The 22,340-nt window shown below is 68.3% G+C and carries 29 protein-coding genes and 2 pseudogenes; 21 read left to right on the forward strand and 10 right to left on the reverse strand.

All coding sequences use genetic code 11. The features are described 5' to 3' along the window. Positions 1-30: 30 nt before the first annotated feature. Positions 31-912: a hypothetical protein gene (locus EES41_RS37135; protein ID WP_123082977.1), complete on the reverse strand. Its 882-nt coding sequence runs from the start codon at positions 910-912 to the stop codon at positions 31-33. Between the two features lie 10 nt (positions 913-922). Then, complete coding sequence (locus tag EES41_RS37140; RefSeq protein ID WP_037789487.1) at positions 923-1,486, reverse strand: papain-like cysteine protease family protein; 564 nt, start codon at positions 1,484-1,486, stop codon at positions 923-925. A gap of 328 nt (positions 1,487-1,814) precedes the next feature. Here EES41_RS37140 and EES41_RS43470 point away from each other — a divergent pair, with 328 nt between their 5' ends. The 10 genes and pseudogenes from EES41_RS43470 (at position 1,815) to EES41_RS37190 (ending at position 7,832) form a co-directional block, all read left to right on the forward strand. Continuing rightward, complete coding sequence (locus EES41_RS43470; RefSeq protein ID WP_254211851.1) at positions 1,815-2,093, forward strand: hypothetical protein; 279 nt, start codon at positions 1,815-1,817, stop codon at positions 2,091-2,093. Positions 2,094-2,097: 4 nt separating this feature from the next. After that, positions 2,098-2,292: a hypothetical protein gene (locus EES41_RS37150; RefSeq protein ID WP_123082978.1), complete on the forward strand. Its 195-nt coding sequence runs from the start codon at positions 2,098-2,100 to the stop codon at positions 2,290-2,292. 175 nt (positions 2,293-2,467) lie between these two features. Beyond that, positions 2,468-3,166 carry a hypothetical protein gene (locus EES41_RS37155; protein WP_164496169.1) on the forward strand — a complete coding sequence of 233 codons (699 nt, stop codon included), beginning with the start codon at positions 2,468-2,470 and terminating at the stop codon, positions 3,164-3,166. Positions 3,167-3,226: 60 nt separating this feature from the next. Next, the gene (locus tag EES41_RS37160; RefSeq protein WP_123082980.1) at positions 3,227-3,463 is read left to right on the forward strand and encodes a hypothetical protein; all 237 of its coding nucleotides are present in this window, start codon (positions 3,227-3,229) and stop codon (positions 3,461-3,463) included. A gap of 190 nt (positions 3,464-3,653) precedes the next feature. Further along, positions 3,654-4,489, forward strand: a protein-coding gene (locus EES41_RS37165) for an IS5 family transposase (RefSeq protein WP_254211242.1) whose coding sequence is annotated in 2 segments (ribosomal slippage) — positions 3,654-4,023 and positions 4,023-4,489 — 837 coding nt in all. Because the reading frame shifts where the segments join, the coding sequence is not laid out codon by codon here. Between the two features lie 295 nt (positions 4,490-4,784). After that, positions 4,785-5,354, forward strand: coding sequence for an RNA polymerase sigma factor (locus tag EES41_RS37170; protein WP_164496170.1), 570 nt, complete (start codon positions 4,785-4,787; stop codon positions 5,352-5,354). Further along, entirely contained in the window at positions 5,347-6,021 is a 675-nt protein-coding gene (locus EES41_RS37175) for a hypothetical protein (protein WP_123082982.1), read from the forward strand. The genes EES41_RS37170 and EES41_RS37175 overlap by 8 nt, the downstream gene beginning before the upstream one ends. 117 nt (positions 6,022-6,138) lie before the next feature. Further along, positions 6,139-6,339 (forward strand): hypothetical protein, encoded by a 201-nt coding sequence (locus EES41_RS37180; RefSeq protein ID WP_123082983.1) that lies wholly within the window; start codon positions 6,139-6,141, stop codon positions 6,337-6,339. Positions 6,340-6,412: 73 nt separating this feature from the next. Beyond that, positions 6,413-7,392, forward strand: a pseudogene (locus EES41_RS37185) (IS5 family transposase). Between the two features lie 47 nt (positions 7,393-7,439). Beyond that, positions 7,440-7,832, forward strand: a complete 393-nt coding sequence (locus EES41_RS37190) for a hypothetical protein (RefSeq protein ID WP_164496171.1) — start codon at positions 7,440-7,442, stop codon at positions 7,830-7,832. Between the two features lie 160 nt (positions 7,833-7,992). On the opposite strand, the pseudogene EES41_RS43475 reads toward EES41_RS37190, so the two are convergent. Both EES41_RS43475 and EES41_RS41870 read right to left on the reverse strand, forming a co-directional pair. After that, a pseudogene (locus EES41_RS43475) lies at positions 7,993-8,252 on the reverse strand (HSP18 transcriptional regulator); the annotation flags it as partial. 237 nt (positions 8,253-8,489) lie between these two features. Further along, positions 8,490-9,086, reverse strand: coding sequence for a hypothetical protein (locus EES41_RS41870; protein ID WP_164496172.1), 597 nt, complete (start codon positions 9,084-9,086; stop codon positions 8,490-8,492). A 939-nt stretch (positions 9,087-10,025) separates the two neighbouring features. Between EES41_RS41870 and EES41_RS42490 the strand changes: the two genes are divergently transcribed. Beyond that, positions 10,026-10,313 (forward strand): hypothetical protein, encoded by a 288-nt coding sequence (locus EES41_RS42490; protein ID WP_216827322.1) that lies wholly within the window; start codon positions 10,026-10,028, stop codon positions 10,311-10,313. Positions 10,314-10,401: 88 nt separating this feature from the next. Here EES41_RS42490 and EES41_RS42495 read toward each other — a convergent pair whose 3' ends face one another. From EES41_RS42495 to EES41_RS43480, 3 genes are read right to left on the reverse strand one after another with little or no spacing between them, the layout of a single operon-like run. Beyond that, positions 10,402-10,671, reverse strand: a complete 270-nt coding sequence (locus tag EES41_RS42495; RefSeq protein ID WP_214354897.1) for a hypothetical protein — start codon at positions 10,669-10,671, stop codon at positions 10,402-10,404. Beyond that, positions 10,668-10,844: a hypothetical protein gene (locus EES41_RS42500; RefSeq protein ID WP_214354896.1), complete on the reverse strand. Its 177-nt coding sequence runs from the start codon at positions 10,842-10,844 to the stop codon at positions 10,668-10,670. The genes EES41_RS42495 and EES41_RS42500 overlap by 4 nt, the downstream gene beginning before the upstream one ends. After that, the gene (locus tag EES41_RS43480; RefSeq protein ID WP_250570268.1) at positions 10,829-11,608 is read right to left on the reverse strand and encodes a hypothetical protein; all 780 of its coding nucleotides are present in this window, start codon (positions 11,606-11,608) and stop codon (positions 10,829-10,831) included. The genes EES41_RS42500 and EES41_RS43480 overlap by 16 nt, the downstream gene beginning before the upstream one ends. A gap of 203 nt (positions 11,609-11,811) precedes the next feature. Between EES41_RS43480 and EES41_RS37215 the strand changes: the two genes are divergently transcribed. Genes EES41_RS37215 through EES41_RS37225 form a run of 3 tightly spaced genes read left to right on the forward strand, consistent with a single transcriptional unit; the run spans position 11,812 to position 13,618 of the window. Further along, positions 11,812-12,132 carry a hypothetical protein gene (locus EES41_RS37215; RefSeq protein WP_254211852.1) on the forward strand — a complete coding sequence of 107 codons (321 nt, stop codon included), beginning with the start codon at positions 11,812-11,814 and terminating at the stop codon, positions 12,130-12,132. A 35-nt stretch (positions 12,133-12,167) separates the two neighbouring features. Then, positions 12,168-13,310 (forward strand): polymorphic toxin type 44 domain-containing protein, encoded by a 1,143-nt coding sequence (locus EES41_RS37220; protein ID WP_250570267.1) that lies wholly within the window; start codon positions 12,168-12,170, stop codon positions 13,308-13,310. Then, entirely contained in the window at positions 13,307-13,618 is a 312-nt protein-coding gene (locus EES41_RS37225) for a hypothetical protein (protein ID WP_123082988.1), read from the forward strand. Before EES41_RS37220 ends, EES41_RS37225 begins: the two co-directional genes overlap by 4 nt. On the opposite strand, the gene EES41_RS43960 is transcribed toward EES41_RS37225, so the two are convergent. Continuing rightward, positions 13,606-13,902, reverse strand: coding sequence for a transposase (locus EES41_RS43960; RefSeq protein WP_164496173.1), 297 nt, complete (start codon positions 13,900-13,902; stop codon positions 13,606-13,608). The two genes, EES41_RS37225 and EES41_RS43960, sit on opposite strands and share 13 nt — an antisense overlap. 137 nt (positions 13,903-14,039) lie before the next feature. Here EES41_RS43960 and EES41_RS44290 point away from each other — a divergent pair, with 137 nt between their 5' ends. From EES41_RS44290 to EES41_RS37275, 7 genes are all read left to right on the forward strand, one after another. Then, positions 14,040-14,228, forward strand: coding sequence for a hypothetical protein (locus EES41_RS44290; RefSeq protein ID WP_367995815.1), 189 nt, complete (start codon positions 14,040-14,042; stop codon positions 14,226-14,228). Positions 14,229-14,842: 614 nt separating this feature from the next. Further along, a complete protein-coding gene (locus tag EES41_RS37245; protein ID WP_123082989.1) occupies positions 14,843-15,274 on the forward strand; it encodes a hypothetical protein in 432 nt (143 codons plus the stop codon). Continuing rightward, the gene (locus EES41_RS37250) at positions 15,271-17,079 is read left to right on the forward strand and encodes an alpha/beta hydrolase (RefSeq protein ID WP_123082990.1); all 1,809 of its coding nucleotides are present in this window, start codon (positions 15,271-15,273) and stop codon (positions 17,077-17,079) included. The genes EES41_RS37245 and EES41_RS37250 overlap by 4 nt, the downstream gene beginning before the upstream one ends. Then, the gene (locus EES41_RS37255; RefSeq protein WP_123082991.1) at positions 17,076-17,666 is read left to right on the forward strand and encodes a hypothetical protein; all 591 of its coding nucleotides are present in this window, start codon (positions 17,076-17,078) and stop codon (positions 17,664-17,666) included. The genes EES41_RS37250 and EES41_RS37255 overlap by 4 nt, the downstream gene beginning before the upstream one ends. Before the next feature lie 401 nt (positions 17,667-18,067). Further along, positions 18,068-18,244, forward strand: a complete 177-nt coding sequence (locus EES41_RS41875; RefSeq protein WP_164496174.1) for a hypothetical protein — start codon at positions 18,068-18,070, stop codon at positions 18,242-18,244. 23 nt (positions 18,245-18,267) lie between these two features. Beyond that, the gene (locus EES41_RS37260) at positions 18,268-18,876 is read left to right on the forward strand and encodes a GNAT family N-acetyltransferase (RefSeq protein ID WP_250569963.1); all 609 of its coding nucleotides are present in this window, start codon (positions 18,268-18,270) and stop codon (positions 18,874-18,876) included. Positions 18,877-19,662: 786 nt separating this feature from the next. Then, positions 19,663-19,923: a hypothetical protein gene (locus EES41_RS37275; protein ID WP_123082992.1), complete on the forward strand. Its 261-nt coding sequence runs from the start codon at positions 19,663-19,665 to the stop codon at positions 19,921-19,923. A 738-nt stretch (positions 19,924-20,661) separates the two neighbouring features. Here EES41_RS37275 and EES41_RS37280 read toward each other — a convergent pair. Continuing rightward, the gene (locus EES41_RS37280) at positions 20,662-21,297 is read right to left on the reverse strand and encodes an SDR family oxidoreductase (protein WP_123082993.1); all 636 of its coding nucleotides are present in this window, start codon (positions 21,295-21,297) and stop codon (positions 20,662-20,664) included. 37 nt (positions 21,298-21,334) lie between these two features. Continuing rightward, positions 21,335-22,318, reverse strand: a complete 984-nt coding sequence (locus tag EES41_RS37285) for an aldo/keto reductase (RefSeq protein WP_123082994.1) — start codon at positions 22,316-22,318, stop codon at positions 21,335-21,337. Positions 22,319-22,340 lie beyond the last annotated feature (22 nt).

Below are 22,340 nucleotides of genomic sequence, written 5' to 3' on the forward strand. Positions count from 1 at the left end.
GCAGAAGCGAGTGGCGGTCCGGGGTTGGGCTCAGTGGGTGCTTGCGCGCCGGCGCCGGCGGAGCACGACGGCTCCGCCCGCGAGGGCGAGTGCCGCGCTGGAACCGCTGGTAAGGAGCAGGGTGGAGGACGGGGCGTCGCCCTGCGTGCGCTGGAGGCTGTAGCCGCTGGAGTAGCCGGTGGTGTCGTAGTTCGAGCCGGGCAGCTTGTCGGCGTAGCGGGCCTTGACCAGTTTCTGGTAGTCGCTGAGTGACACCGATGCCTGGCCGCCGAGTCCTTGCCGGGCCTGGTCGTTGAGGGGCTCGACGGTGGTGAGCTTGAGCTGGTACCAGCCGCGGATCTGCGGCTCGGTGAAGACCAGCGTGCCCAGGGTGGCTTTGCTGGCGTATGTGGCGTCGCTGTCGCCGTCGCGCACGGCTGCCAGGTGCCAGCCGCCGCCCTGGGTGGGGGCGAGCATGACGGTGGCGTTGCGGCCGTTGACGGTGGTGCTGAGCGAGGAGACCAGCTGTGTCAGCTTGATCGCCTCGGTGGGCAGTGGCTTGGCGGTGCCCGCGACGAACCCGGGGGTGATCTCGTTCACTGCCACCGGGTCTTTGATCGTGAAGACCGGGAGACCCTGGCAGGGCTCGGCCGTTTCGGGGATCGTCTGCACCGGCCCGCCGGCGCCGTCGGTGGGCACCGGAGTGCGCAGGAAGCGGCAGACGGTGTTGCGGACCTCGGTGGACTTCACCGCGTTGAGGGCGGCCTGGTAGTCGGGGATGTCGGCCGGGAGAGGGTCCTTGGCGGGAGCTGCGTGCGTCGGGCCGACGACGGACAGCAGCGCGGACGCACTCACTGCGATGACGAGGGACAGACGGGAGGAGCGAGAGGCCGCCCGCTTGCTGGACGTTTTGGTGCCGCTGGTGTCGCGCATGTCGCCTGCCTTAGCGGGAGATACCGATGCGGGAGTGGGTCCACTTGGACGAGCTGTTGCTCACGTAGTCGTTGTAGTTCCACCACGTGTACGTGGTGGTGTCCGGCCACGGGTCTGCCACGGCAATCGTGTTGTTCGACGTGTCGAAGCCGTAGACCACGTTCATGTGGCCGCCCCCGGACGTCCACCCGATGCGGGCACCGATCGGCCGAGCCGCCTTCACGTCGGTGTACACCTGGTTGAACGTGGCCGCGCTGCTCAGGCCGGAGCCGGTGTGGGCCATGCCGAGGCTGCTCCAGCCCTTGGCCATGTCGTCGAGCGTGGCGGGCTGGTTGTTGCAGCCGTAGTACGGCTGGGCTCGGGTGCAGAAGTCCGTCTGTGTGGAGCCGAAGCCCTGGAACTTGGCGATGGTCAGCCCGGAGGCGACCCAGCACCACTGGGTCTTCTCCTGCTTCAGCATGCTGATGGTGTCCTGGCCCGCTTCCGCGTGAGCTGTGCCTCCTGCGGCCGCGAGCGCTCCCAAGGCGGCCAGCGCGATGGCCAACGTCGTGGTCCCGTTCCTGAACCTGCCCATTTTCCTGCCTTCCCCCTGATGGGTACAACGAGATGAGCGGGGCAATCTGGCACGAATATGACAGCGCATCATTTCAGGGGCACATAGTGGACTTGCAGGAAATTACTCCCTACTGATTATTTGTCAGCTAATGATCCGAGTCGGCACTTACTGAACCGTTCTGACTTCTCTGCCGCTCCATGTCGGCCAGGACGCGCTCGCCGGGATCGCAGAGCTCGCGAACATCGCCGCCGCGGCCGACGCGGACGAAGTCGTTCTCGCGTGGGAGACCCACGACGTCGCCACCGCCTGCGAACTGCCCATCGTCGGCCCGGCACCGTGCCTGAACATGGTGCTCGCCACCCAGGCCGGGCACGTCCTGCACCAGTTCCCCTACGCCGAGCAGCTCCTGTCCCGCAGCGCCGAGGGCTGGGCATCGGTCGCCCCCGACTGGAGGCCGGCCCCCGCGCCGCAGCCCGGCGGCGAGCTGGTCCCACCCATCCAGACCGCGGTGAACTTCTCCTTCACTCCGATCGAGCTGGACCACCCCAACCCGTTCGGCGTCACCGTCGTACTGATGGAAGAGGACGGCTACCGCATTAGCCTGACCGAATCGTTCGCCCGCTGATTCCGTGGCCCGCGACTTCGACGACGACGCGCCCCGTCGCATCCAGGACGCGAACGAACTGGTCCTCGCCCGTCAGCGGGGCGCCGACGAACGGATCTACGTGGTGACCACCAACCTCGTCATCGACGCCCAGGAGAAGCTCGCCCGGCGCCGGCGGCTGGACCGCATCTGGCGCGCCGGGGCGGCCGGCTGTCCTTAATGGGGCTGACAGGTTCTATGGCTGGCAGCTGACCAGACGGCTCCCTGACGAGGGGATCAGGCTTAAGGTCCGGCGGGCAGCACGGAGCACGGCCCACGTCTTCGCCGTCCGGTTCACCTCGGTGGCACACGATCAGGGGAGTGCGCTGCAGGCAGCTAGACAGCAAGATGTTGTCATGTCAGATGCAATGTATGGACTGATCGGGGCGTTAGGCGGGTCACTCTCCACCGCCGCTGCCGCTTTTTGGGGCCCGCTGCGGGTACAGCGACAGGCACTGCGGGAACAGCGCGAACAGTCATCGCAGGCTCAGCGCCTGGCGCAGGAGGAGAGAGACAGCGCTCTGCGGGAACTGGAGGCCGCGCGATTACAGGAGCAGCGCACAGCCGCAGTGGCACGCGTTGTTCTGGTTCGTACGTCAACCGCCGCGTGGCACGACCTACTCGACCAGAAGGTGAAGGATATTTCGTACGGGCCTGCTGTGGACTTGGGCGCCTTCGACCAGGCTGTGATGAACCTTCGAGGGGAGGCCCGCACTGCCATCTATCACGCCCTGTACGAGGGGCTCTGGATACCGCAGACGAGTTATGGGTACCCGGCGGGCCAGCCGCTGATCATGGACGCCTTGGATCATGCCACTGAGCTCGTGCGTGAGTCGTTGGTCATGACACCGCCCAGGGGGGACCACTCGATTCAGCCGCACAACCGGGATGCGATACACGCTGCCCTCAGCGCAGTCATGAGCGCTCGCGCTGCATTGTCTCAGGGCTTGCTCCAGCGCATTGAGGCCCTGATGGACGTTACGGTCATCGGTCCCCGCATGTCGCGCGAGTCGACCGATGGCACTGCTCCATCCGAACGAAGACCGCTGGCTTGAAGCGCTCAGGCTGGACCCATCGACGAGGACCCCGGCCTGCCCGAGACGTGGTGGAAAGAGATGGTCGCCGCCTTGGACGCCCTCGCCAACGTCCCGCCGTCGGCTGACCGCGAGGCCGTACGCGAGGAGTACCTGCGCCGCGTCACCGCCGAGTTCACCGGCCACCAAGTCAACGACCTCACCTGGACCACCGCCCACGGCGACCTCCACCAGGGCAATATCACCCGCGGCCCGCACATCCTGGGCTGGGAAGGATGGGGCAGCACTCCGTACGGCTACGCCCGCTGGCTCCCGTGAGTCGTCCCTCGGCCGCTTGCGTCGCATGGGCGCACCTTCTGTGGCCAATGCCAAGAGCAAGGACCGCCCGCATCAGATAGCTGGTCAGTGAGTTCGGCAAAGATTCTCTTCTGCGGATGTCACACTCGGCGTCGCTCGATGCTTTAAGAGTTCCTAACAGAAGCTGTTGATCATGTGACTTTCGGTTCGGATGGTCGTTGGTCTGGCCGTGGGGAAACGTCAGCCGCGGCCGTGGATCGTGTCGGATGAACTGTGGTCGCTCATCGAGCCGTTACTGCCTGAGCCAGCGCCGAAGCAGGTCGAGGGACGCCCTCGGGTGCCGGACCGGCAGGCACTCTGCGGGATCCTGTTCGTGCTGCATACCGGGATCCAGTGGGAGTACCTGCCGCAGGAGCTGGGCTTCGGATCAGGCATGACCTGCTGGCGGCGTCTGGCCGCGTGGAACGACGCCGGTGTCTGGGATCAACTGCACGTGGTGCTGCTGAAGAAGCTGCGGGTCGCGAAGAAGCTGGACTGGTCGCGGGCGGTGATCGACTCCTCCCACGTCAGGGCCGCTCGGCGGGGCCCAAAAGTGGGCCGAGCCCGGTCGACAGAGCACGTCCGGGCAGCAAGCACCACCTCATCGTCGACGGCCAGGGCATCCCACTCGCCGTCTCTCTGACTGGCGGCAACCGCAACGACGTCACCCAGCTGATACCCCTGCTGAAGAAGATCCCCTCGGTCGCCGGCCTGGTCGGACGGCCACGCAAACGACCCGACAGCCTGCTCGGCGACCGCGGCTACGACCACGACAAATACCGCCGTCTCGCCTGGGCGCTGGGCATCAAACCGGTGATCGCCCGCCGCGGCGTCCCGCACGGTTCCGGCCTCGGAGTCCACCGGTGGGTCGTGGAGCGGACCATCGCATGGTTCCACGGCTTCCGCCGGCTACGGATTCGATGGGAACGACGCGACGACATCCACGAAGCCTTCCTCGGTCTCGCCACCTGCCTCATCACCCACCGCCACGTCCAACGCCTTTGTTAGGACCTCTAAGACTCAGATGCAGCGCACAGCGCACTGCACGGTCAAGGGGTGGTCGTGGATCCAACACTGATGACGGTGATCGTGGCGGGGGCGACCTCGCTGCTCGGGCTCATCGCAAGGCTGGCGACTGGGCGGCCCGGGACAGGGCTGAGGTACGCCGCGCTGAGCTTGCCCAGCAGGGCCTTTCGGAACGGGTGAGGTCGCTGCCGCCCGGCAGTCGGCTGTCGGAGAAGTCGTCCGAACGCTCTGTTGAGATTCTGGTTGGTGCCGCTGACAGCGCCGGGGTGGGGCGCTAGTGACCGAGGTGCCAGCCCTGCCCGCGGTGAACGTGGCAATGACTACGCGGTCACGCTTCCTCGAGCCCCAGCAACAGGAGCCGGACGAACTGGAGGCCTTCTACCGAGCTGAGATGCCGAGGATGACGGTCTTCCTTCTCAATCTGGGGGCTAGCGTCTACGAGGCGGCGGACGCCGCGCACGAGGCCTTCCTGACCTTGCTCCCGGATCGATGGAGGGAGATCGAGTACCCCAGGGCGTGGCTCCGGACGGTCGCCTATCGGAAATACTTGCAGCAGGCCACCAGCCGTACCCAGCCGTTGGATCCTGTTCCGGAGCGTCCCGGTGGTACGTGTCCGGTGGACCTAGTCCTGCTCACCGAGCAGGAGACTACAGTCCGGGATGCCCTTGGCCAGTTGTCGCCAGCGGAGCGGGAGGCGATGGCGTGGAAACTCGACGGGTTCACGCATCAGGACGCCGCCCAGGCTCTCGGGAAGGATCCTGCAGCGGTGCGGCAGGCCTATCTGCGGGCACGGAAGAGGCTGGTCAGCATTCTGGAACTGAAGAAGGAGGCGAAGTCCGGTGCGTGATGAATACGAAGACTTCGACGCCGAGACTGAGGACGTGCTCGATGAGCTTCTTGGTCAGTACCAGAACACTCTCCTTTCGTCCGTAAGTTCAGCCCTGGACATGACAGCCGGGTTCCGCCAGGCCACGGCACCGAACACGGTCTCCTGGACGAGATCAGCCCGTGTGGTGCATAACCAGCACATGCTGGCTGTCCGTCCGATGCCGGAGGATTCCCGCTTTGTGTGGGCGAAGGTCCCGAGCGAGGCCTTGCTCGCAGCTCTGGACGCGGTCCACCGCGAGAAGCTGCAGTTGGAGGAGTTCGCGGACGACATCGCGGCGTTTCCCGGGGTCTGCCCCGCGCCGCACACAGTACGTCTGCCACCTGAACTCGCTGTCCAGATGGCCGTCGCGGAGCTGCGGAGGATCAGTGAGCTGCTGGGTACCGGGAACGTAACCAAGCGGACGGCGCCGTTGGAGTTCAACAATGCAGAGAAGATTCTCGGAGACCAGGCCCTCGGCTGGGGCCAGGCTCTCAGTACTGCCGCCGTCGCTGAGCGACGCCGGATGTACCGTGAGTCGTGGCTGTCAACAAGCTTCATGGCCAGGCTCGACAGCTTGCTGCTTCTCCGAGAGAAGATCATCAAGCTCTTCGAGGATGCTCCGCAAGGCGCGTTCCAGCTCAGCTGACCCGCCGACAGTGCTGCATACGATGTCGGCAACGCGGTACGGGACACTGACCTGCCGCAGGCGGCCACCGCGTGCTGGGGCGGGAGGCTCGAAACCCCGCGTCTGCGGATACGGGTGATGGCGGAACCCGGGCAGCTGCACCGCTCTGCGGGGATGCGATGGGCGGGCACCGTCGTGTGGCCCACCGAACGCGGAGCGCGCATCGCGAGTACCGGCCTGTCGGCACCCTCCCGCCCGGGCGAGCGGCTGCTGCACCGCCTGGCCCTCGCCGACGTCGGCCTCGCCCTGGAGGCGGCAGGGCGAACGATACTCACCTAGGGCCTGTGTGATGTCGTGATCAGCTTCTGAGTTCTTCCCTCTTCGTGGGGTGGAATCCGGTAGGACTGTGGTCGTGACGCGTAGGCAACTCACCAATGCTCAGTGGAAGTTCATCGAGCCGTACCTGCCGATCGGTAGGTACGGCCCGTACCCGGAGCGGTTGCGGGAGCAGTTCGAGGGTGTGATCTGGCGGTTCCGCTCCAGTGCCCAGTGGCGGGAGATGCCTGCCGAGTTCGGCCCCTGGGCCACCGTCTACGGACGCTTCCGCGTCTGGCGGGACGCCGGTGTCTTCACTGCCCTGCTGGAAGGCCTGATCGCTGAGGGTGCCCGCGTGGGAAGAACAGACTTGTCGCTGGTCAGCGTGGACTCCACCACGGTCCGTGCCCACCAAGACTCCGCAGGAATGCGCGTCAGCAAGCACCTCATGGAGGCCCTGGAAGAAGCCGTGCAGGAGCAGGAGGCAGCCCGGCAAAAAGGGGCGGACCGGAGGAACAGAACGGACAGGCCGAGCGTCGGGCCATCCGGCGCAGACGTAAGCTCCGCCTGAAGGAAGCCCTGCTCGGAAGGTCCAGGGGCGGACTGACCAGCAAGATTCATCTCGCTGCGGACCGCAGGTGCCGTCCGCTCGCGCTGGTCCTGACCGCCGGGCAGGCCGGGGACAGCCCGCAGTTCATCCCCGTGCTCGCCAAGGTTAGAGTTCGCCTGCCCGTCGGCCGCCCCCGCACGACGCCCGGCGCGGTCGCCGCAGACAAGGCCTACTCGTCCCGCGGCAACCGCGCCTACCTGCGCAAACGCGGAATCAAGGCCGTCATCCCGGAAAAGCGGGACCAAGCCGCCAACCGGAAGAAGAAGGGCGCCCGAGGCGGCCGCCCCGTCAGCCACGACGCCGACCTCTACAAGGAACGGAACACCGTCGAACGCCTGATCAACAAACTGAAAGCCTGGCGAGGCATCGCCACCCGATACGACAAGACCCCGGACAGCTACCTCGCCGGCCTCCACCTCCGCGCCGCAATGATCTGGATCGACGACCTCCTGAAGACCGCCGAATGATCACGACATCACACAGACCCTAGCGCGAGGCCCGCTCCGCCGAGGCGGTGCCCGGGCGACCGGCGGAACTCCTCGCGGTCCCGGCCTGTGCCCAGGCGGTGCACTGGCCGGACCTGGTCCTGGTGCCGCCCGGTGGCCCCGTGGTCGCTGTCGAGGTGGAGCTCACCCCCAAGTCCCGGGGCGAGCTGCGGGCGATCCTCCGCGCCTACCAGCGGGCCCGGCGCCGGGTCGTCTACCTCGGCGCCGCCCCGGTCGTGCGTCAGCTGCAGGGACGCCCCGGCTCGGACGGGCAGTGGGTCGACGGCGTGGCCCAGGAGGCCGGGCTGCTCCCGCGCGGAGAGCCCGACCCGGGAGCCGGCGGACTCCTGCGCGTACGGCCGCTCGTCCTCACCGACCCGGACGTCGCCCGGCAGGTCGGGCGTCACGCCACCCGCCGTTGACCTGTCCGCTGGGGGCGGCGCCTGCCAGGACAACATGGGTTCCTCAAAAGGGAGTTGAGCGCTTCCCCAGATCACAAAATGACAGTGATCTGCGTCACATGGGTATCGGGAGGGGCTGGCAGGCGAGCGCGCGGCGGTAGCCCGCGCAACGTGGCGCCGGGGTCATCCCCGCGGCACCGGGGCGCAGGCAGAGGTAGCGGTGTTCGGCGGCCTGGCGGCTGGCGACCCCGAGCGGCCCGGCGAGCTCGGCCCAACTCGTGCCCTGGCCGCGGGCCGTCTGGACCAGCCGCTGAGCTGCTCGCGGACCTCGTGGAGCATCAGCAGCGCGGCCAGGGCGTGCTGCGGGCCGGCAGCCTTGGTCGTCGGGGCGCTGATGGAAGGCCGATACGCGTTCTCGACCGCCTGGCGGATGGTCTCCAGCGCAGCGACGGCCTCGACGGCGCGGACTGGCGGGGCCGCCGGTGCGCTGTACGACGGCCTGTCCGCTGAATGGGTGCCCCTAGGCACGACCCGCTCCAAGGCTCAGATCCTGCTCCTGGGCGCGCAGGACGGGTCACGGCACACGACGGTGTCCGCCTCGTTCGCGAGCATTTGTGCCCGGGGGGAGGTGAAGTCGTCCGCTCCGCGCTTCGCAGAGCCTGGCCGCGAGCGTTGGCGTTAAGGGCAGCTCTCGCCGAACTTGACGACGCCGACCGAGATCTTCTCCGTGACAGGTATGGCCTTGTTCTTGGGGTCCTGATCGCAGATCTTCCAGTTCGTCAGGAGCAGTACCGTGCGTCCCTGGCCGCTGACGTCGTGGAACGAGGTGGCCTTGTAGCCGTCGGCAAACCCTGCCGTCTTGAGGGCCTCCACGAGGAGATCGCCCGACTTGCCGGTCATATCCGGGACTTCCGCCGTTTGCGGTGCAGCTTCCGGCGTCGGCGACGCTTCGGGTGCCTTAGCCGCTACCGGCGGGGGCGCGGTGACCGTGAGAGTCGCGGTGACGGTGACCGTGACGGTGGGGGCGGGCTTCGCCTCGGGGGGCTTTGCCTCGGAGGGCGACACAACCGCGGCGATCATCGTGACTATGAGGAAGAGGGCGACCATGCCTCCGCAGCCGAGAACGGTCTTGTGCTTGGCGTTGAGCTGACCGGCGGGCTTGTCGGCGCCGCCTTCCGACTGCGCAGGGAGGGGAAAGCCGACCGCCGGGGCTTGGGGGACGGGAGCGCCGTCCGGCTGCTGGGGGGTGCCGGGGGCAGGGGTGGGCATGGTCATCCATTGCTCCTGTGGAAAGAGATGAGGGGAGCCCCAACTTGGTGCGGTGAAGTGGGGTTCTCACACTGACGCCGGGAGCTGGCGGCGTTCAACATACAGGTTGAACGTCGAACAACACCAGAGGGTGCGACCGGCGCAGATGAACGCAGCGCAGGGCTACTGACCTGCGACGTCGGTGCCTGCCGGGCAGTTGCCGGCCGCATCCTTCCACGGAGACTGCGGTGGCCAGCATCACCACAGTCGGCCGAGGGACACCGCTGGTCGGCACGGTTGCAGAGGGGCCTCTCCTGCTGGCGCGAGGCGACCGCTGGCTTCGCCTGCGTGGTCAAACCACCACCACTACTGCCCCAAGGAACTTGGGTGGCGCGGTGATGTTCCGGCAGCTGCTCCCGGGTGGCGCTGATGCTGCCGGCCCGGCACTCGTGTGCGGCCGCACGGTGCGGAGGCCCGGCGGCCTCCGTGCCTCAGGCCTGCTCGTGGGTGTGTCGAGACTTTGGTGATGGCGGCGCCATTGGCTGGGACTGACTACGACCACCTGTGTCCGCTGCGCCGCCGAACCGCGGCGGCCGCCGCGTCCCGCCTGACGCCGACCGGCGTTCCGGTGCACCGGCGGATTGCGCGGGCTCGACGGCAGCAGCACACCGGCCGCTGCCCGTGGACGTACTCCGGCCGGCTCCTCCGCTCCCCCACCCTGCCCGCGAACGTGCCCACGGTGGCCGGCCCCGCCGAGCGCACCGCGTACGCCGAGCAGCTGCGCAAGAAGGTGTCCGAGGCCCTCCACCCCCACATCGTGTCGGAGTTCGCCGCCTGTCTGGACGCCCGCGATCCCGGCCGCCCGGCCCCTTCTCTCCCGTACATCGGGACGTCCCCGCCGACCCCGGCCTGGTCCTGGCCCTCACGACCGCCCGGGCCGCGCTGGAGGGCGCCGACGAGGCCGTCGTGCTGCGCGCCGCCGAACACGAATGGGAGCTCCACCCGTCCGTGCGCCCCGTGCTGGAGGCCCTGGTCTCCGGCGCCCGCCTCACCTTCGGAGAGCTGGCGGCGCCGATGCAGGACGGCGCTGTCGATCGGTTCCGGCTGCTCGTCGGCGAGCTCCTCCAGATCGGGAACGCCTGCTGGCTGAGCTTGCGCATCAGGGCGTTCTGTCGCTCCACTGCCTGTGCGATGCCCGGGTCCACCCGGGACGACGGCGCGGCCCGGCGGTGCGCCTCGATCGCACGGCGATAGCCCTCCGGCGGCATCCGGCGCTCCACTGGCAGGACCGGCATGGTTGGCTGCGAGGCCGATTCGGCGGCCGCTGTGGCGGCGTTGACCTTCACAGCCGTCGGCGCCAGGATGTGCAGGGTGCGGACGTCTGCGCCGGGCCCGTCTCGTTGGCGGCCTCGATCAGCTTCGGTGCGCTCCAGCGCAGCTTCGTGCCGACCGCAGGGGCGTCGGGGACGACGTCCAGGCGGCCGGTGTCCACGTCGAACGCCACGCCTTGGACGCGCCCGACGAGATCAGGCACGGCCGCGGCGAGGATGGTGTCGAAGCGGGCGAGGACGCTTCCGCCGGCGGCCGGGGCGACCATCCCTCGCTCGGTCACATCATCCGGCTGATCGCGCTGCCCAGCCCGAGCGGCTCGCGGCCGCCACGGCCTACCACGGCGGTGGTACGCCGCTTCGGCTTCTTGCTGGTGGCGCCGTTCTTCCTCGCCGCCTCCCGGGCCGCGACCAGGGCCTGGCGCGCGAGATCCACGCCGCTCAGCTCGGTGGCCATGCGATCACCGCCCCGGCGGCGGCGCCGTCCAGCGGGCGGGCGGCGAGCTCAGGCAGCCGGTCTGTCCACGGCGCGGCCGCGGCCTGCTCCGCCCGGGCGGCGGCCTGCTCGCGCAACCACTCCACCCGCGCCGCCAGCAGGAACTGCGCGGTGCGCTCCCTCGCCGCGTCGGCGGCCTTCGTCGCCGCGGCGAGGGCGTCCGCGCCGTTCGGGTTGTGTCGGAACCAGCGCCGTCCCTGCTCGGTCCGGTACGCCCGCCGGGCCTCGGCCTCGGCCTCGGCCTCATCGCTCCGACCCAGCATCGCCAGGGCGCGGCGGCGATACGCCGGGACCGCCTCCTGCACGGCCTGGAGCGCGCCGAACGCCAGCACGGACGCCGTGCCCAGCGGATCAGCGTCCACCTCACCCGACTCCGCCGACCCCAGGAAGTCGTCCTGCACCTTCCGGACTGCCGCCTGCAGTGTTGCCCGGACGTGGACGAGAACTGCGGCGACGGCCCCCGAGTCGTCCAGGTCGGCGGACCAGGCGGCCGCAACGAGCCCGGCCTCCACCGTCAGGGCCCCCGTCTGGCGCCGGTACCCGCACACCTCGCACAGCCCACCCGCCTGCTCCTGGCCGCAGTCCTCGCACGGCAGGACCTGGAGCGCGACCGCCGCGGCCTGGCGCTCTACCTCAGCCAGGGCCGCCGCCTCTGCACGGGCAGCTGGGCGGTGAGCGCCATGGCGACCGCGGGCTTGGAGGGCGGCGTCCGGTGCTGCATCCACGTTCGGGGGTGCTGGGGCGCCCGACAGCTGTTTACGGACACCTCTGATCGTGATCCTGGCTGCGGCGCGGGAGCCGCCACATATGATCCAAACCAGGGGAACAGGGGAGGATGAGCATGTCAGGAGACGCAAACAGCACGGGAACCAGGCTGAACGGCGTGGATGGTGTACCGGCCGGCCCCCTGGCTCAGGGAGGCGGAAGCGTGTTCGGCTCGACGCCGGCGGAGAAGAAGGCTGCGGCGAACACCATCGAGACCGAGCTGGAGCCCAACACGAAGAAGGCCGCGGACGGGGCGAAGGAGAACACGAGCGCAGCAGCAAGGACCCTTGACGGCTGGGAGACGGCTTCCGGCCTGAAGAAGGTAACGGAGACCTGGGACCAGCAGGTGAAGATGTTAATGGGACGCGTGAGCGCCGAAAAGACCTCCCTGCGTGGCACCTCGGGCTTGTTCGTACAGAACGACGTACGGACGGGTGACGAACTCCGCGCGCTGGGCCCGAAATCCAAGCTCGAAGGACTGTAGGGGGGATCGGGCGCGTGTTGACATACCAGGAAGTCATGACGACCGATCTCGGCGTCCTGACGACAGCTGCCGAACAGTGGCAATCCATGGCCGCTGATCTGTCGAAGGTAGAGGAGCGTTACGGGGAGACGGTCCAGAAGATCACCCTGGGCCAGAACTGGCTCGGGTTCAGCGTGGAAGCGGCGCAGACGAAGTTCGCGACGACTCGGCGTGAGTACAAGTCCGCGCAGACCGAGGCGAAGGCGGTAGCCAAGCTTCTGAGGGATGCGCACACCGGTTTCGCGGACCTGAAGAAGAAGGTCGAATCGGCGCGGGACGACGCCGTGGCCGCGGGCATGGCGGTCTCGGCAGCGGGACGCGCGACCTTCGACTTCACGCGGGTCCAGGACCCGGCGCAGGAACGGACACTGCGGCGCGACCCGGACCTGAAGAGCGTGGAGGAGTCCTGGACCGCGCACATCGCCGCGGCGGTGAGGGCCATGGACGAGTTCGACAAGGCCGTCAAGCAGGCACTCGAAGCCGTGGTCGTGGACGGGAACATCCTCGACGGCACCATCGGGGGGTTCAACGCCTCGGCCAGTCCCGTCATCCCGCCTACGGGGTCGGCGCGGAGTGAGCAGAAGTTTACCGACGCCGAGAAGTGGATCTTCGAGGAGATGAAGCGGAACGCGAAGTCGGACACAGTCGGGCATATACGGTCCCTGCTGGACGAACCCGAGTGGTACGAATTCGGGCGCAACTACGGTTCCGATATCAACACGGCGCTGACGATGTGGGGCGTGAAGGTGGCTCCGGGGCAGGACTGGGACCACAAGCCGCAGCTCCAGGAGCGGTACGACCTCCAAACGCTTGACGACTACTACTTCAAGCAGCCTGGAACGAACCGCGAAGTCTTCTACGACATCTATTCCAACGTCCACTACGGATACGTCGGCCGAGCAGCCGGCTTCGACGCGGACACCTTGATCAAGGGCGCCTCACTTGGAGAAACGCTGCTCACCGGGGACGACGACCAAGGCGATCAGATCACGATGCGCGTCGGCATCGACCTGTACGACAAGTACGGCGACAACCTGACCGAGGAACAGCTCCGACAAGGAATCAACGACGCGATGGACCAAATGGAGCAGGCACATCGCAATGGCGAGAACGTCCCGCAGGTCAGGACCCGGAAGTGACGCGGGGGCAGTGGGGCTGTGCGATCGCGCCCGCGGCCGGTCTGGCCACCGGCGTGCTCGGGTCGGTGCTACTGGCAGCCGCCTGGCGGTCGTGCGATGTAGGGGTGAACGGCGCGGCCAACGGGCTCGCGCTGACCTTCTACGGAGCCCTGCTCGCGATCACGGCAGCGGTGTGGTGGGGGGTGCTCATCGGGTATGTAGGACGCTGGAACCTCACGGTCGCCCTCCTGGGCGGCACGGTCGGCGCCGCAGTCATGGTATGGATCTTCGTGGCTCTCCTCCAGGTCCCAAACGGCTACCGTTGCTGACGACGCCCCGACGCGGTGATGTGCCGAGCGCGGCCGCGTTCGGCGACCACGTGGTGAAGACGCCCCACGCGCTGCACAGCCTTGTGCCGGCGGGCAGATCCCTTCTGCGTCCGGGCGAGTGCCTGCTGCGCCTTCTGTAGCCGCTTCATAGCGGTTCGAAGGTGGCGGGGGTTCTCGACGAACGCACTTTCTGGGTTGTGGGAGTTGAGGGGTGCGAGGTCGACTCCCACGGTCCCGGCCGCGGCCTGGCGGCGGGTGGGGGTGGTGGGGAGGCTGGTGGTCACCTTGCACAGAACGGAGGCGTACCAGCGGTGCCCGCCTCGGGAAATCGTGACGGACTGGAAAGAGGCGGGCAGGGCCGGAAAGGATTCACCACCGGCAGCCAGACTCGCGACGACCTCATGGAGGCGCCGGACCGGACGTGACCCAGGCCAAGGACGACGCCCCTCCCACCCTCGTGGCCGCCCGTGAACGCCTCGCGGCCGACCGTGCCGATGCCCTCGCGCGGGCGGCCGCGCTGAGAAGCGGCTTCGATGGAATCGTCGTGGCGAACGCCCTGGCCGCCATTGACGGCAAGCACGCTCACGAGGGAGGCAGCACCGACTTCTGACCCTGATGGCACAGGGCACGCGAGCACCTCGAAGAACTCGACCGCGCACTGGAACGTCTCGAACAGGGACAGCACGGACAGTGCGAAGGCGGCGGAATGATTCCGCCCGAACGCCTGGAGATCCGTCCGGCCGCGCCTCCCCCGGCACCCGGGCAACGTGCGGAAGGCGCAGGGATCGAGCAGCGGCGTGCCGCAGGGCTGCCGTAGAGGCGGCAAGGGACGGATCGACCCCACGGACGTCGATGCTGCGAACGGCAACCAAGCTGTCAAAAGCGACGACTGTCTGGACTCGAAGGTCGTCGAGGATGGATCGGGAACGAACGAGGAGGACAGGCCCCCAGGTTACGTATGGGCTCGTAGTACAGCAGGCTGGCTCGGCCTCGATCCCGAGCGGGCGCACGTCGAGACCGTGCTCTCCAAGGACGGCGGGGAACTCCGGTTTCGTCTGGGGCATGGGTCAACAACCAGCGGAGCAGGGCCGCCCCGCTGTCCGCGGAGCGAGCGGAGCAGTTGTCCGAGGTCGGGATGCGGTGGGCATCGCCGCTGCTCGTGGGGGTACCTGGGTTAGTCTCTCTGGGCGCGGAAGCGGAAGTCAGACGTAGACGGGGGAAAGCGTGTCCTATTCGGAGCGCTGGCAGGAGATATTCGGACCGGCTGACGGCGGGCCCGCGATGAGGCTCGCCTCAGCGGCCCCTGACTCCGGGAGCGGCGGGGGTGGGGCCGGAGACCTCGAGCACAGCCATGGCCCCTGGACCAGCGCCTCCGGCACCGCCGGCGACCTACGCACCAGCACGGAGACCAGCCGCTCTGCGCTCGGCCCTGGCCACGAGGGCATCGAGGCGGGAGCCGCGGGTCTCAGCTCCGTCGCGGCCCTCAAGAGCGTGCTGACGTCCTGGGATGAACGCCTTCAGGCGGTGCGGGACGAGTGCAAGCAGCTCAAGGGGACCTTGCTGACGGTCGCCAAGGAGATGGGTGAGACGGACACCGCCATCGAGACGTCCTTCAAGGGCGTCAACGGCGGCGCCAAGGCTGATGGGCAGCGATGACCGGCACCTTCACCTGGCAGCAGCTGCGCGACCTCAAGACCTCCGAGTTCACGGAAGCGGGAGACAAGTGGCACGAGGTCTCGAACCGCTCGGACTCCGACCGGGCACGGGTTGACAGCGCAATGTCCGCGAAGCTCCGCGAGACCCAGAAGAGCGATTCGGCGGCGGCGGCCCTCGGCAAGCTTCAGCGTCTGAGCCGCAACTTCCAGTACCTGCACACCGAATGCGGGCTCATCCGTACCGCCCTCAACGGGCTTGCCGGCGATCTCGCCGAGCCCCAGACCCAGTTGAAGCAGGCCCTCGCGGATGCCGCCGCCCTGAACTTCACCGTCCACGAGGACGGTTCGGTCAGCTACCCGGCCACCGAGGTCGAGGACCTGACCGGGGCGAAGAAACAGGCCCCGGGCAGCAAGGTCCAGGGCAGCTCCCGCCTCGCGCTGGAACCGCCCGGCCTCGGCGCGCAGGGGCAGTCGCCGCTCTACCCTGGCTACTCGGGCTTCAAGCCACTGAACCCGAACGCGGCCAAGGCACAGGAGGTGGCCGACCGTATCGCCCGGGCCATGCGGTCCGCCCGGGAGATAGATGCCCGGTACGCCAAGACCCTCGGCGGTCTGAAGGCGGAGAAGGGCCTTGATGTCACCGAGGCCACGCTGAAAGACGTCTTCCGGGACACCTCCGACGTCCGTTCCGCCGCCGCCACGTACCTCGGCAAAGGCATCCCACAGGACGAAAACCCCGCCGAGCGAAAGCAGTGGTGGGACGGCCTGACCGATGAACAGCGCCAGGAGTACCTGGAGATCGCACCAGACCTGATCGGCGGCTTGGACGGCATACCGGCGGTCTCCCGCGACGAGGCGAACCGCAACTACCTGCCGGTCCTCATCGACAACTTGGCGCACCGGGGCGGCGATGACGCGAAGACCAAGCTCGATGCCCTCCGCATGATCCAGGACAAGCTGCACGAGCCGAGTCGCCCGCCCATGTTCCTCCTGGGCATCGGAGACGAGGGCAACGGACGCGCGATCGTCTCCTATGGCAACCCCGACACCTCCAAGAACGTCTCGGCCTACGTCCCCGGTCTCAGTACCAAGCTCAACGACGAGTTCGTCACGGGCACGATGAAGCGGGCCCAGGACACCGCCATCGGCGCCCGGCGCGTGGACCCGTCCAGTGCCTCGATCGTCTGGTTGGGCTACGACGCCCCGCAGAACGTGGACGTGATGTCGAAGGGCGATGCGCAGCGGGGCGCCCCGGTCTACAACGAGTTCATGGCGGGCATCTCGGCGACGAACGAGAACAAGGACCCGCACGTGACGGCGATCGGGCATTCCTACGGCTCGCTCACCGTGGGCACGGCCGCCAAGCAGTCCGGCGGGATCCCTGGCGTGGACGACGTGATCCTGCTCGGCAGCCCCGGCGTGGACGCGCAGAAGGCGACGGAGCTCGGCGTGGGCAAGGATCATGTGTTCGTCGGCGCAGCCGACAACGACCCGGTCACCCACCTGCCCTCGAAGAGCGAGGCGGCACTCGGCTGGGTGCTGGGAGGCCCGGTGGGGGTCCGGGTCGGACGCGACCTCTTCGACATCGGCAACGACGACGTGTACTTCGGCAAGGACCCCGCGAGCAAGGCCTTCGGGGCACAGCGCTTCTTGGTCGACGACGGGCCCAGGATGATATTCGACGGCGGAGGGTTCGACGCCCACTCCCAATACTTCACTCCGGAGAAGGACCAAACCTCGGCGAACAACATCGCCAAGATCGTCGCCGGACATCCTGAGAGCATCGTGAGGGAGAAGCACCGATGAAGCGCACCACACGGACCATTCGCCTGGCCTGTGCGATGGCCGTGGCCGGCGCGTTGCTCGCCGGGTGCGGGCTGTTGGGCGACACCAAGAACGGGAAAGAGGCAGTTGCAGGCATGGACATGCAGGGAGCGGCGGAGCGCGGCGATGCGATGTTCTACGCGACGGTCGGGGCGATCAAGCCGGAGATCGAATGGGTCCACGCCACGACGACGACCGGCAGCTGCGACGTAACCCGCTACTGGACCGTGATGACGGTCGTCTCCGAGCAGCGCCGCGGCAACTTCCTCGGTGTGGTCGAGAACTTCTGGAAGGCGAGCGGCTACCGGATCAAGACAGTGAATCCGGACAAGGACATGCCGGAGATCGTCGCCACCTCCCCGGACGGCTTCGGCATCATGGTCATGTTCGGTCACGCTGGGCAGGCCTTCTTCGAAGTCACCAGCCCCTGCGTGCACGAGTCGAAGGTGGCCGCGCCCACGAAGGTGGCGAACGGCCGCACCTACGAAGGCGACATCCCCACCCCCAACGTCCGCTCCGACTTCTGGTCCGCCGATACCCCGGTACCGGGCCCCACCCCCTCGTCCTGACCTCAGATGCGGCGCAGGGCCCAACGCCGCCAGCCGCAGGCTTACCCGCGGCGGAAGCGCGACCGCCAGCCGCGGGCGTTTCTCAGCGGTCGCTGCGGCCTCCGCCTCCGAGCGGTCGCGCTCGGCCTGGTCCGCTGCCGCGACCGCCCTCTCCTCGCACGTCTCGCTCGTCTCGCACAGCGTCGGGTGCCACCGGTTGCCCGGCTCCCGGCTGGCTGCGGCGTTCGACCATCGGTCGTTGTCGAACTTCGTCCCGCAGCCGGCGCAGACGGGGCGGGCGGCCTCACGCTCGGCTCTCTTCTGCTCGCCCGGAATGGGCCTTCGGTGACGAGGCCGGCGCGCAGACCGACCTCGCCCTCGCCCGCATCGCCCGAGGAGAAATCGAGGGCGCCATCGAGGCGGTGCAGCCTGTGCTCGACCTCCCCATCGAGCAGCGAAACTTCGGCATCACCAGCAGCGCCCAGAGGGTCCACGCCGCACTACAGGCCGAAGGTCGGCGATGCCGGGGCACGGCAGCCCGCCTGCGCGAGGAGATCGAAGCCTTCACGGCCACCCCGACGTCGGTCCTCGTCCGATGATCCCGCCGTTAGGCTCCGAAGGCATGACCCCAGTCCACCTGGCCGGCCCCCGCCTGGCGCTGCGCGAAGTCGAACCCGAGGACACCACTGCCCTCCTGGCCATCTATGGGGACCCCGAGGCCACCCAGCACCTCAGCTTCGAGCCCCGCACCCGCGACCAGGCCCAGGGGATCGTCGACCGGTCCATCACCTCTGCGAAGGACACCCCGCGAACCGAGTACTGCCTTGCCATCACCCGGCTCGGTGAACACCAGCTGATCGGCTACGCGCGCCTGGCGACCGAACCGCAGCAGGCGGCCACCATCGGCTTCGCCTTGAATCCGGAGGAGTGGGGCAAGGGCCTCGGCACGGAGACCGTCCACCTGCTCTGTGCGCTCGGCTTCAAGGTCCTGGGCCTGCACCGCATCTGGGCTGCACGCTCGCCACTCAACGAGGCATCCGCGCGCACGCTTCTGCGAGCGGGCATGACCGAGGACGGGCGGATCCGCGATCACGTCTTCGTTCACGGAGCCTGGCGAGACTCGATCCTGGGGCACGAGTGGACACCAATCGACGCCCTGGAGGCGGGAACCGTTGACGGAGTTCCGGAGGGCTTGGCCGCCCCTGACGCTGACAGTGGACAGGAGGCGTGAGCTGGTGCTGCCTGGGTTGGGTCTTCCGTGCGAACCGGTGATCCCCGGCATCGCTCAGTTCGCGCGCGGCGGCCTGCCGATCCCGGCGACCACCGACGACGGCAACCACTGGGTCGACGGCACTTGCTGGCTGTACTGCGGACGGCGCCGGACCCGCGTTCTGTGGATCGGCCCGGTCAGCGTCGCTGGAGGCCAGGCGCCGATGTACGCCTGCGGCCCCTGCATCGAGGAGCTCCAAGAACGAGTCTGGGACTCCTATCAGCTCCGCGACAGCCCAGGCCAGCCTGGGCAACGACCAGAGTGCGGCCGGGATGGCAGGTCAGTTGCCGGAAACTGAGGTCGTCACCGACGCAGCCGGGCGTGACCGGGCCCGGTGAGGCACAGCGCCTCTGGGGGCCAACGCGTTTCGGTGTTGCCCCCAGAGGGCGCTATGGGGTCAAGCGCGTGGAGCTCACGGGAGATCGCGCTGCTCCCATACCGCTGCCATTTCCGTTAGGGCAGTCATCGCGTGGGCGATGGTTTCGCGGGTGACGGGGCGGCCCGGAGACTGGTACCGAGGGTCGAACTGGGCGAAGGCCCTGGAGCCCCGTGTCTGTGCCGAGTTGAGCCCGATCCAGGCCTGGCAAGAGCATGCGGCCCGCGTGAAGGAAGACAAGCGGCGGGCGGACGAGGTACCACCGCCTGGTCAGGAAGGTCGACGGGGAGAGGGAGCTCAGATTCAAGGCGGCTTCTGTTGTCATCGACGTCCCCGAGGAGCAGCAGCGCTTCATTGCCGAGCTGAAGCGTTTGATCGAGGAGACCGGGCTGGAAGACGAAGCATGGCTCGTCTTCGGGCGCATGACTCTTGCCGTGAACAGGTATTTGTCAGGCCAGGTGATCCCCATGGACGGGTCTTGCTACGACCTGGCCTTCCGCCTCGCCCGCTTCCTCCCCGCGGGAACTGATGCTCAGGAAGTCGGTGAGCGCCTGATCCGGGCAGTCAATGACGCCAAGGCGGGGCGTGTGAGGGAACGCCATCTTGCCCGCTTGGCCCGCGGCTCTGGCTAGAGAGGCAGCGCCCGCAGAGTGACTCCGCCGTTTCATATACAGCTCGCGAAGGGTTCACGCGATCCCGGTCAGACGGTCACCGTCTGACCGGGATCGCGGGCATGCTGCGGAGACCGCAGGCGTGGAGGCAGGCTCCTGCGATCTCGCAACATGTGCCAGGCGGGTGCCGTCGGGCCCGGGTGAGAGCTCGTCGGCGCTCATCGGAGGCTCGCCGAGGAGCGCCGGCTCGGTGAGCTGGGCCAGGACCGCGTCTCTCGCGCGCATCGGGCGGTCCGCACTCGCCACCAGAGTCACGATCCGCGGCTGACAGATCCCTTGGGCTGCCTCGCAGGCCGGCCCTGCTCCCCCTGCTGCGGGCCGGCGGACGCGCCGGCGGGTGACGGCCGCTCGCCGTTTCCGGAGGCGGCATCGGCCGGCGGCTCACCGGCTACCGCTCCAGCCTCGAGGAGATCTGTGAGCGTGCGGCGCATGATGGCCAGAGCGGCCGCATGCTCCTTCAGAACGACCAGTCGCTCCCGGATCGGTGAGGTCTCTCAGCGTCAGAACCCGGCCCCACACGAACGAAACAGCGAGGGCAACCAACAGCGTCGAGGAATCCGCCGGGCCTTTCGTTCGTCGACAGCGCCCGTCCGTCCCAAATGCGAGCGAGCCGCTGCTCCATGGACCGCCCGGTCGCACTGCGCGCCGTGCAGGGGCGGCCGACTGCGGTGCCCGGCACGGAGCGGAAGCCCGGCATTCTCAGATGAGGGAGCGAAGGGCCTCACGGATGGGGAGGTCTCCGGAGGTGACCTCCAGCATGCGGTCGTGCGTGGTGGTGGCATCCAGGCACTCGACGGCGACTGCCGCGAGGTCGGCGCGGGTGAGGGAGCCCTCCGGGACCCGTTCGCCGACGGTGACCAGGCCCGCGGCCGGGCCGTCCGTGAGCCAGGGTGGACGGACGACGGTCCACGCCATCCCCGAGGCGGCGAGGTGGGTGTCCGCGGCGTGCTTGGCCTGGCCGATGGCGCGCAGGTAGACGGGTACCCGGCCGCTCTCCCCGCTGCCCATCATCGATACCTGGATCCAGCGTTTCACGCCGAGGGCCGCGGCGGCGTCGATGGCGGCGATGACACCTGCCCGGTCGACCAGGTCCGCCTGCTTCTTCATCATGCTGCTCGTGGCGGCGGCGTTGATGACGGCGTCGGTCCCGGCGAAGACCGCTGCGAAGCGGTCCGGGTCGGACGAGGTAAGATCGAAGGTCACCAGGTCGGCGTTGAGCCCCGCGGCGTTCTTCGACTTGCGGACGGCGGCGCGTACGGAGTGCCCTTGGGCAAGGAGCCGTTCGACCACGATGCGCCCGGTGCGGCCCGTGGCGCCGAGGACGGTGATGTACATGTGTGCTGCTTTCGGCAGAGAGGTCGGAGGTCAGACGTCAGAGGTTGACGACGGCCATGCGGGGAGGGTCGTAGCGCTCGCCGACGACGGCCCCGGCCGGGATCGATTCCTCGATCAGTTCGAGATGGTCGCCGGTGAGGGACAGATCGGCGGCGGAGAGGTTCTCGTGCAGGTACGTGCGCCGCTTGGTCCCAGGGATGGGGACGATGTCGGCCGCCCTGTTGAGCAGCCAGGCGAGTGCGAGCTGGGCAGGGGTGGCCCCGAGTACCACCGCCAGGCCGCGCAGACGGTCCACCAGCGCGAGGTTGGTGGCGAGGCTGCTCTCCTGGAAGCGAGGGGCGAAGCGGCGTACGTCGTCGGCGGGGAACTGGTCCGGGCCGGTGACGGTGCCGGTGAGCAGTCCGCGTCCCATGGGGGCGTAGGCGACGAGTCCGATGCCCAGTTCGCGCAGGGTGGGCAGGAGCTCGGTTTCGATATCCCGGGTGAAGAGCGAGTACTCGTACTGGCCCGCCGTGATCGGGTGTACGGCGTGGGCCCGGCGCACGGTGGAGGGAGCTGCCTCGGAGATTCCCAGGTGCCGGACCTTTCCGGCGGCCACCAGTTCGGACATCGCGCCCCAGGTCTCCTCGATGGGGACTGCGGGGTCAATGCGGTGCTGGTAGTACAGGTCGATGTGGTCGACGCCAAGGCGCTGAAGCGAGGCATTGCAGGCGGCCCGGACGTAGTCGGGCCGACCGTTGATGCCCTTGGCGGTGCCATCCGGTAGGCGTTCGATGCCGAACTTGGTGGCCAGGACCACGTCGTCGCGGCGGCCGGCTATCGCCTGCCCGACGAGGCGTTCATTGTGGAACGGGCCGTACATGTCGGCCGTGTCCAGCATGGTGATGCCGCGATCGAGCGCGTGGTGGATCGTCGCGGTCGACTCGGTGTCGTCTCCCGGGCCATAGTGGTCGCTCATGCCCATGCAGCCGAGGCTGAGGGCTGAGACTTCGAGGCGGTCGGCAAGCCGGCGCTGTTGCATGCTGCTCCGTTCAGTGTTGTCT

Origin of the sequence: Streptomyces sp. ADI95-16 (assembly GCF_003721495.1) — a bacterium.
Lineage (GTDB): Bacteria > Actinomycetota > Actinomycetes > Streptomycetales > Streptomycetaceae > Streptomyces > Streptomyces goshikiensis.

Bases quoted from the DNA above. Each gene is read 5' to 3' on its own strand.
- EES41_RS37280 (WP_123082993.1), bottom strand. From the start codon at position 21,297: ATGTACATCACCGTCCTCGGCGCCACGGGCCGCACCGGGCGCATCGTG.
- EES41_RS43470 (WP_254211851.1), top strand. From the start codon at position 1,815: ATGGTGCTCGCCACCCAGGCCGGGCACGTCCTGCACCAGTTCCCCTAC.
- EES41_RS37135 (WP_123082977.1), bottom strand. From the start codon at position 912: ATGCGCGACACCAGCGGCACCAAAACGTCCAGCAAGCGGGCGGCCTCT.
- EES41_RS41870 (WP_164496172.1), bottom strand. From the start codon at position 9,086: ATGACCATGCCCACCCCTGCCCCCGGCACCCCCCAGCAGCCGGACGGC.
- EES41_RS37285 (WP_123082994.1), bottom strand. From the start codon at position 22,318: ATGCAACAGCGCCGGCTTGCCGACCGCCTCGAAGTCTCAGCCCTCAGC.
- EES41_RS37260 (WP_250569963.1), top strand. From the start codon at position 18,268: ATGACCCCAGTCCACCTGGCCGGCCCCCGCCTGGCGCTGCGCGAAGTC.
- EES41_RS37220 (WP_250570267.1), top strand. From the start codon at position 12,168: ATGACGACCGATCTCGGCGTCCTGACGACAGCTGCCGAACAGTGGCAA.
- EES41_RS37155 (WP_164496169.1), top strand. From the start codon at position 2,468: ATGTCAGATGCAATGTATGGACTGATCGGGGCGTTAGGCGGGTCACTC.
- EES41_RS42500 (WP_214354896.1), bottom strand. From the start codon at position 10,844: ATGGCCACCGAGCTGAGCGGCGTGGATCTCGCGCGCCAGGCCCTGGTC.
- EES41_RS37140 (WP_037789487.1), bottom strand. From the start codon at position 1,486: ATGGGCAGGTTCAGGAACGGGACCACGACGTTGGCCATCGCGCTGGCC.
- EES41_RS37250 (WP_123082990.1), top strand. From the start codon at position 15,271: ATGACCGGCACCTTCACCTGGCAGCAGCTGCGCGACCTCAAGACCTCC.
- EES41_RS37160 (WP_123082980.1), top strand. From the start codon at position 3,227: ATGGTCGCCGCCTTGGACGCCCTCGCCAACGTCCCGCCGTCGGCTGAC.
- EES41_RS37255 (WP_123082991.1), top strand. From the start codon at position 17,076: ATGAAGCGCACCACACGGACCATTCGCCTGGCCTGTGCGATGGCCGTG.
- EES41_RS37180 (WP_123082983.1), top strand. From the start codon at position 6,139: ATGGCGGAACCCGGGCAGCTGCACCGCTCTGCGGGGATGCGATGGGCG.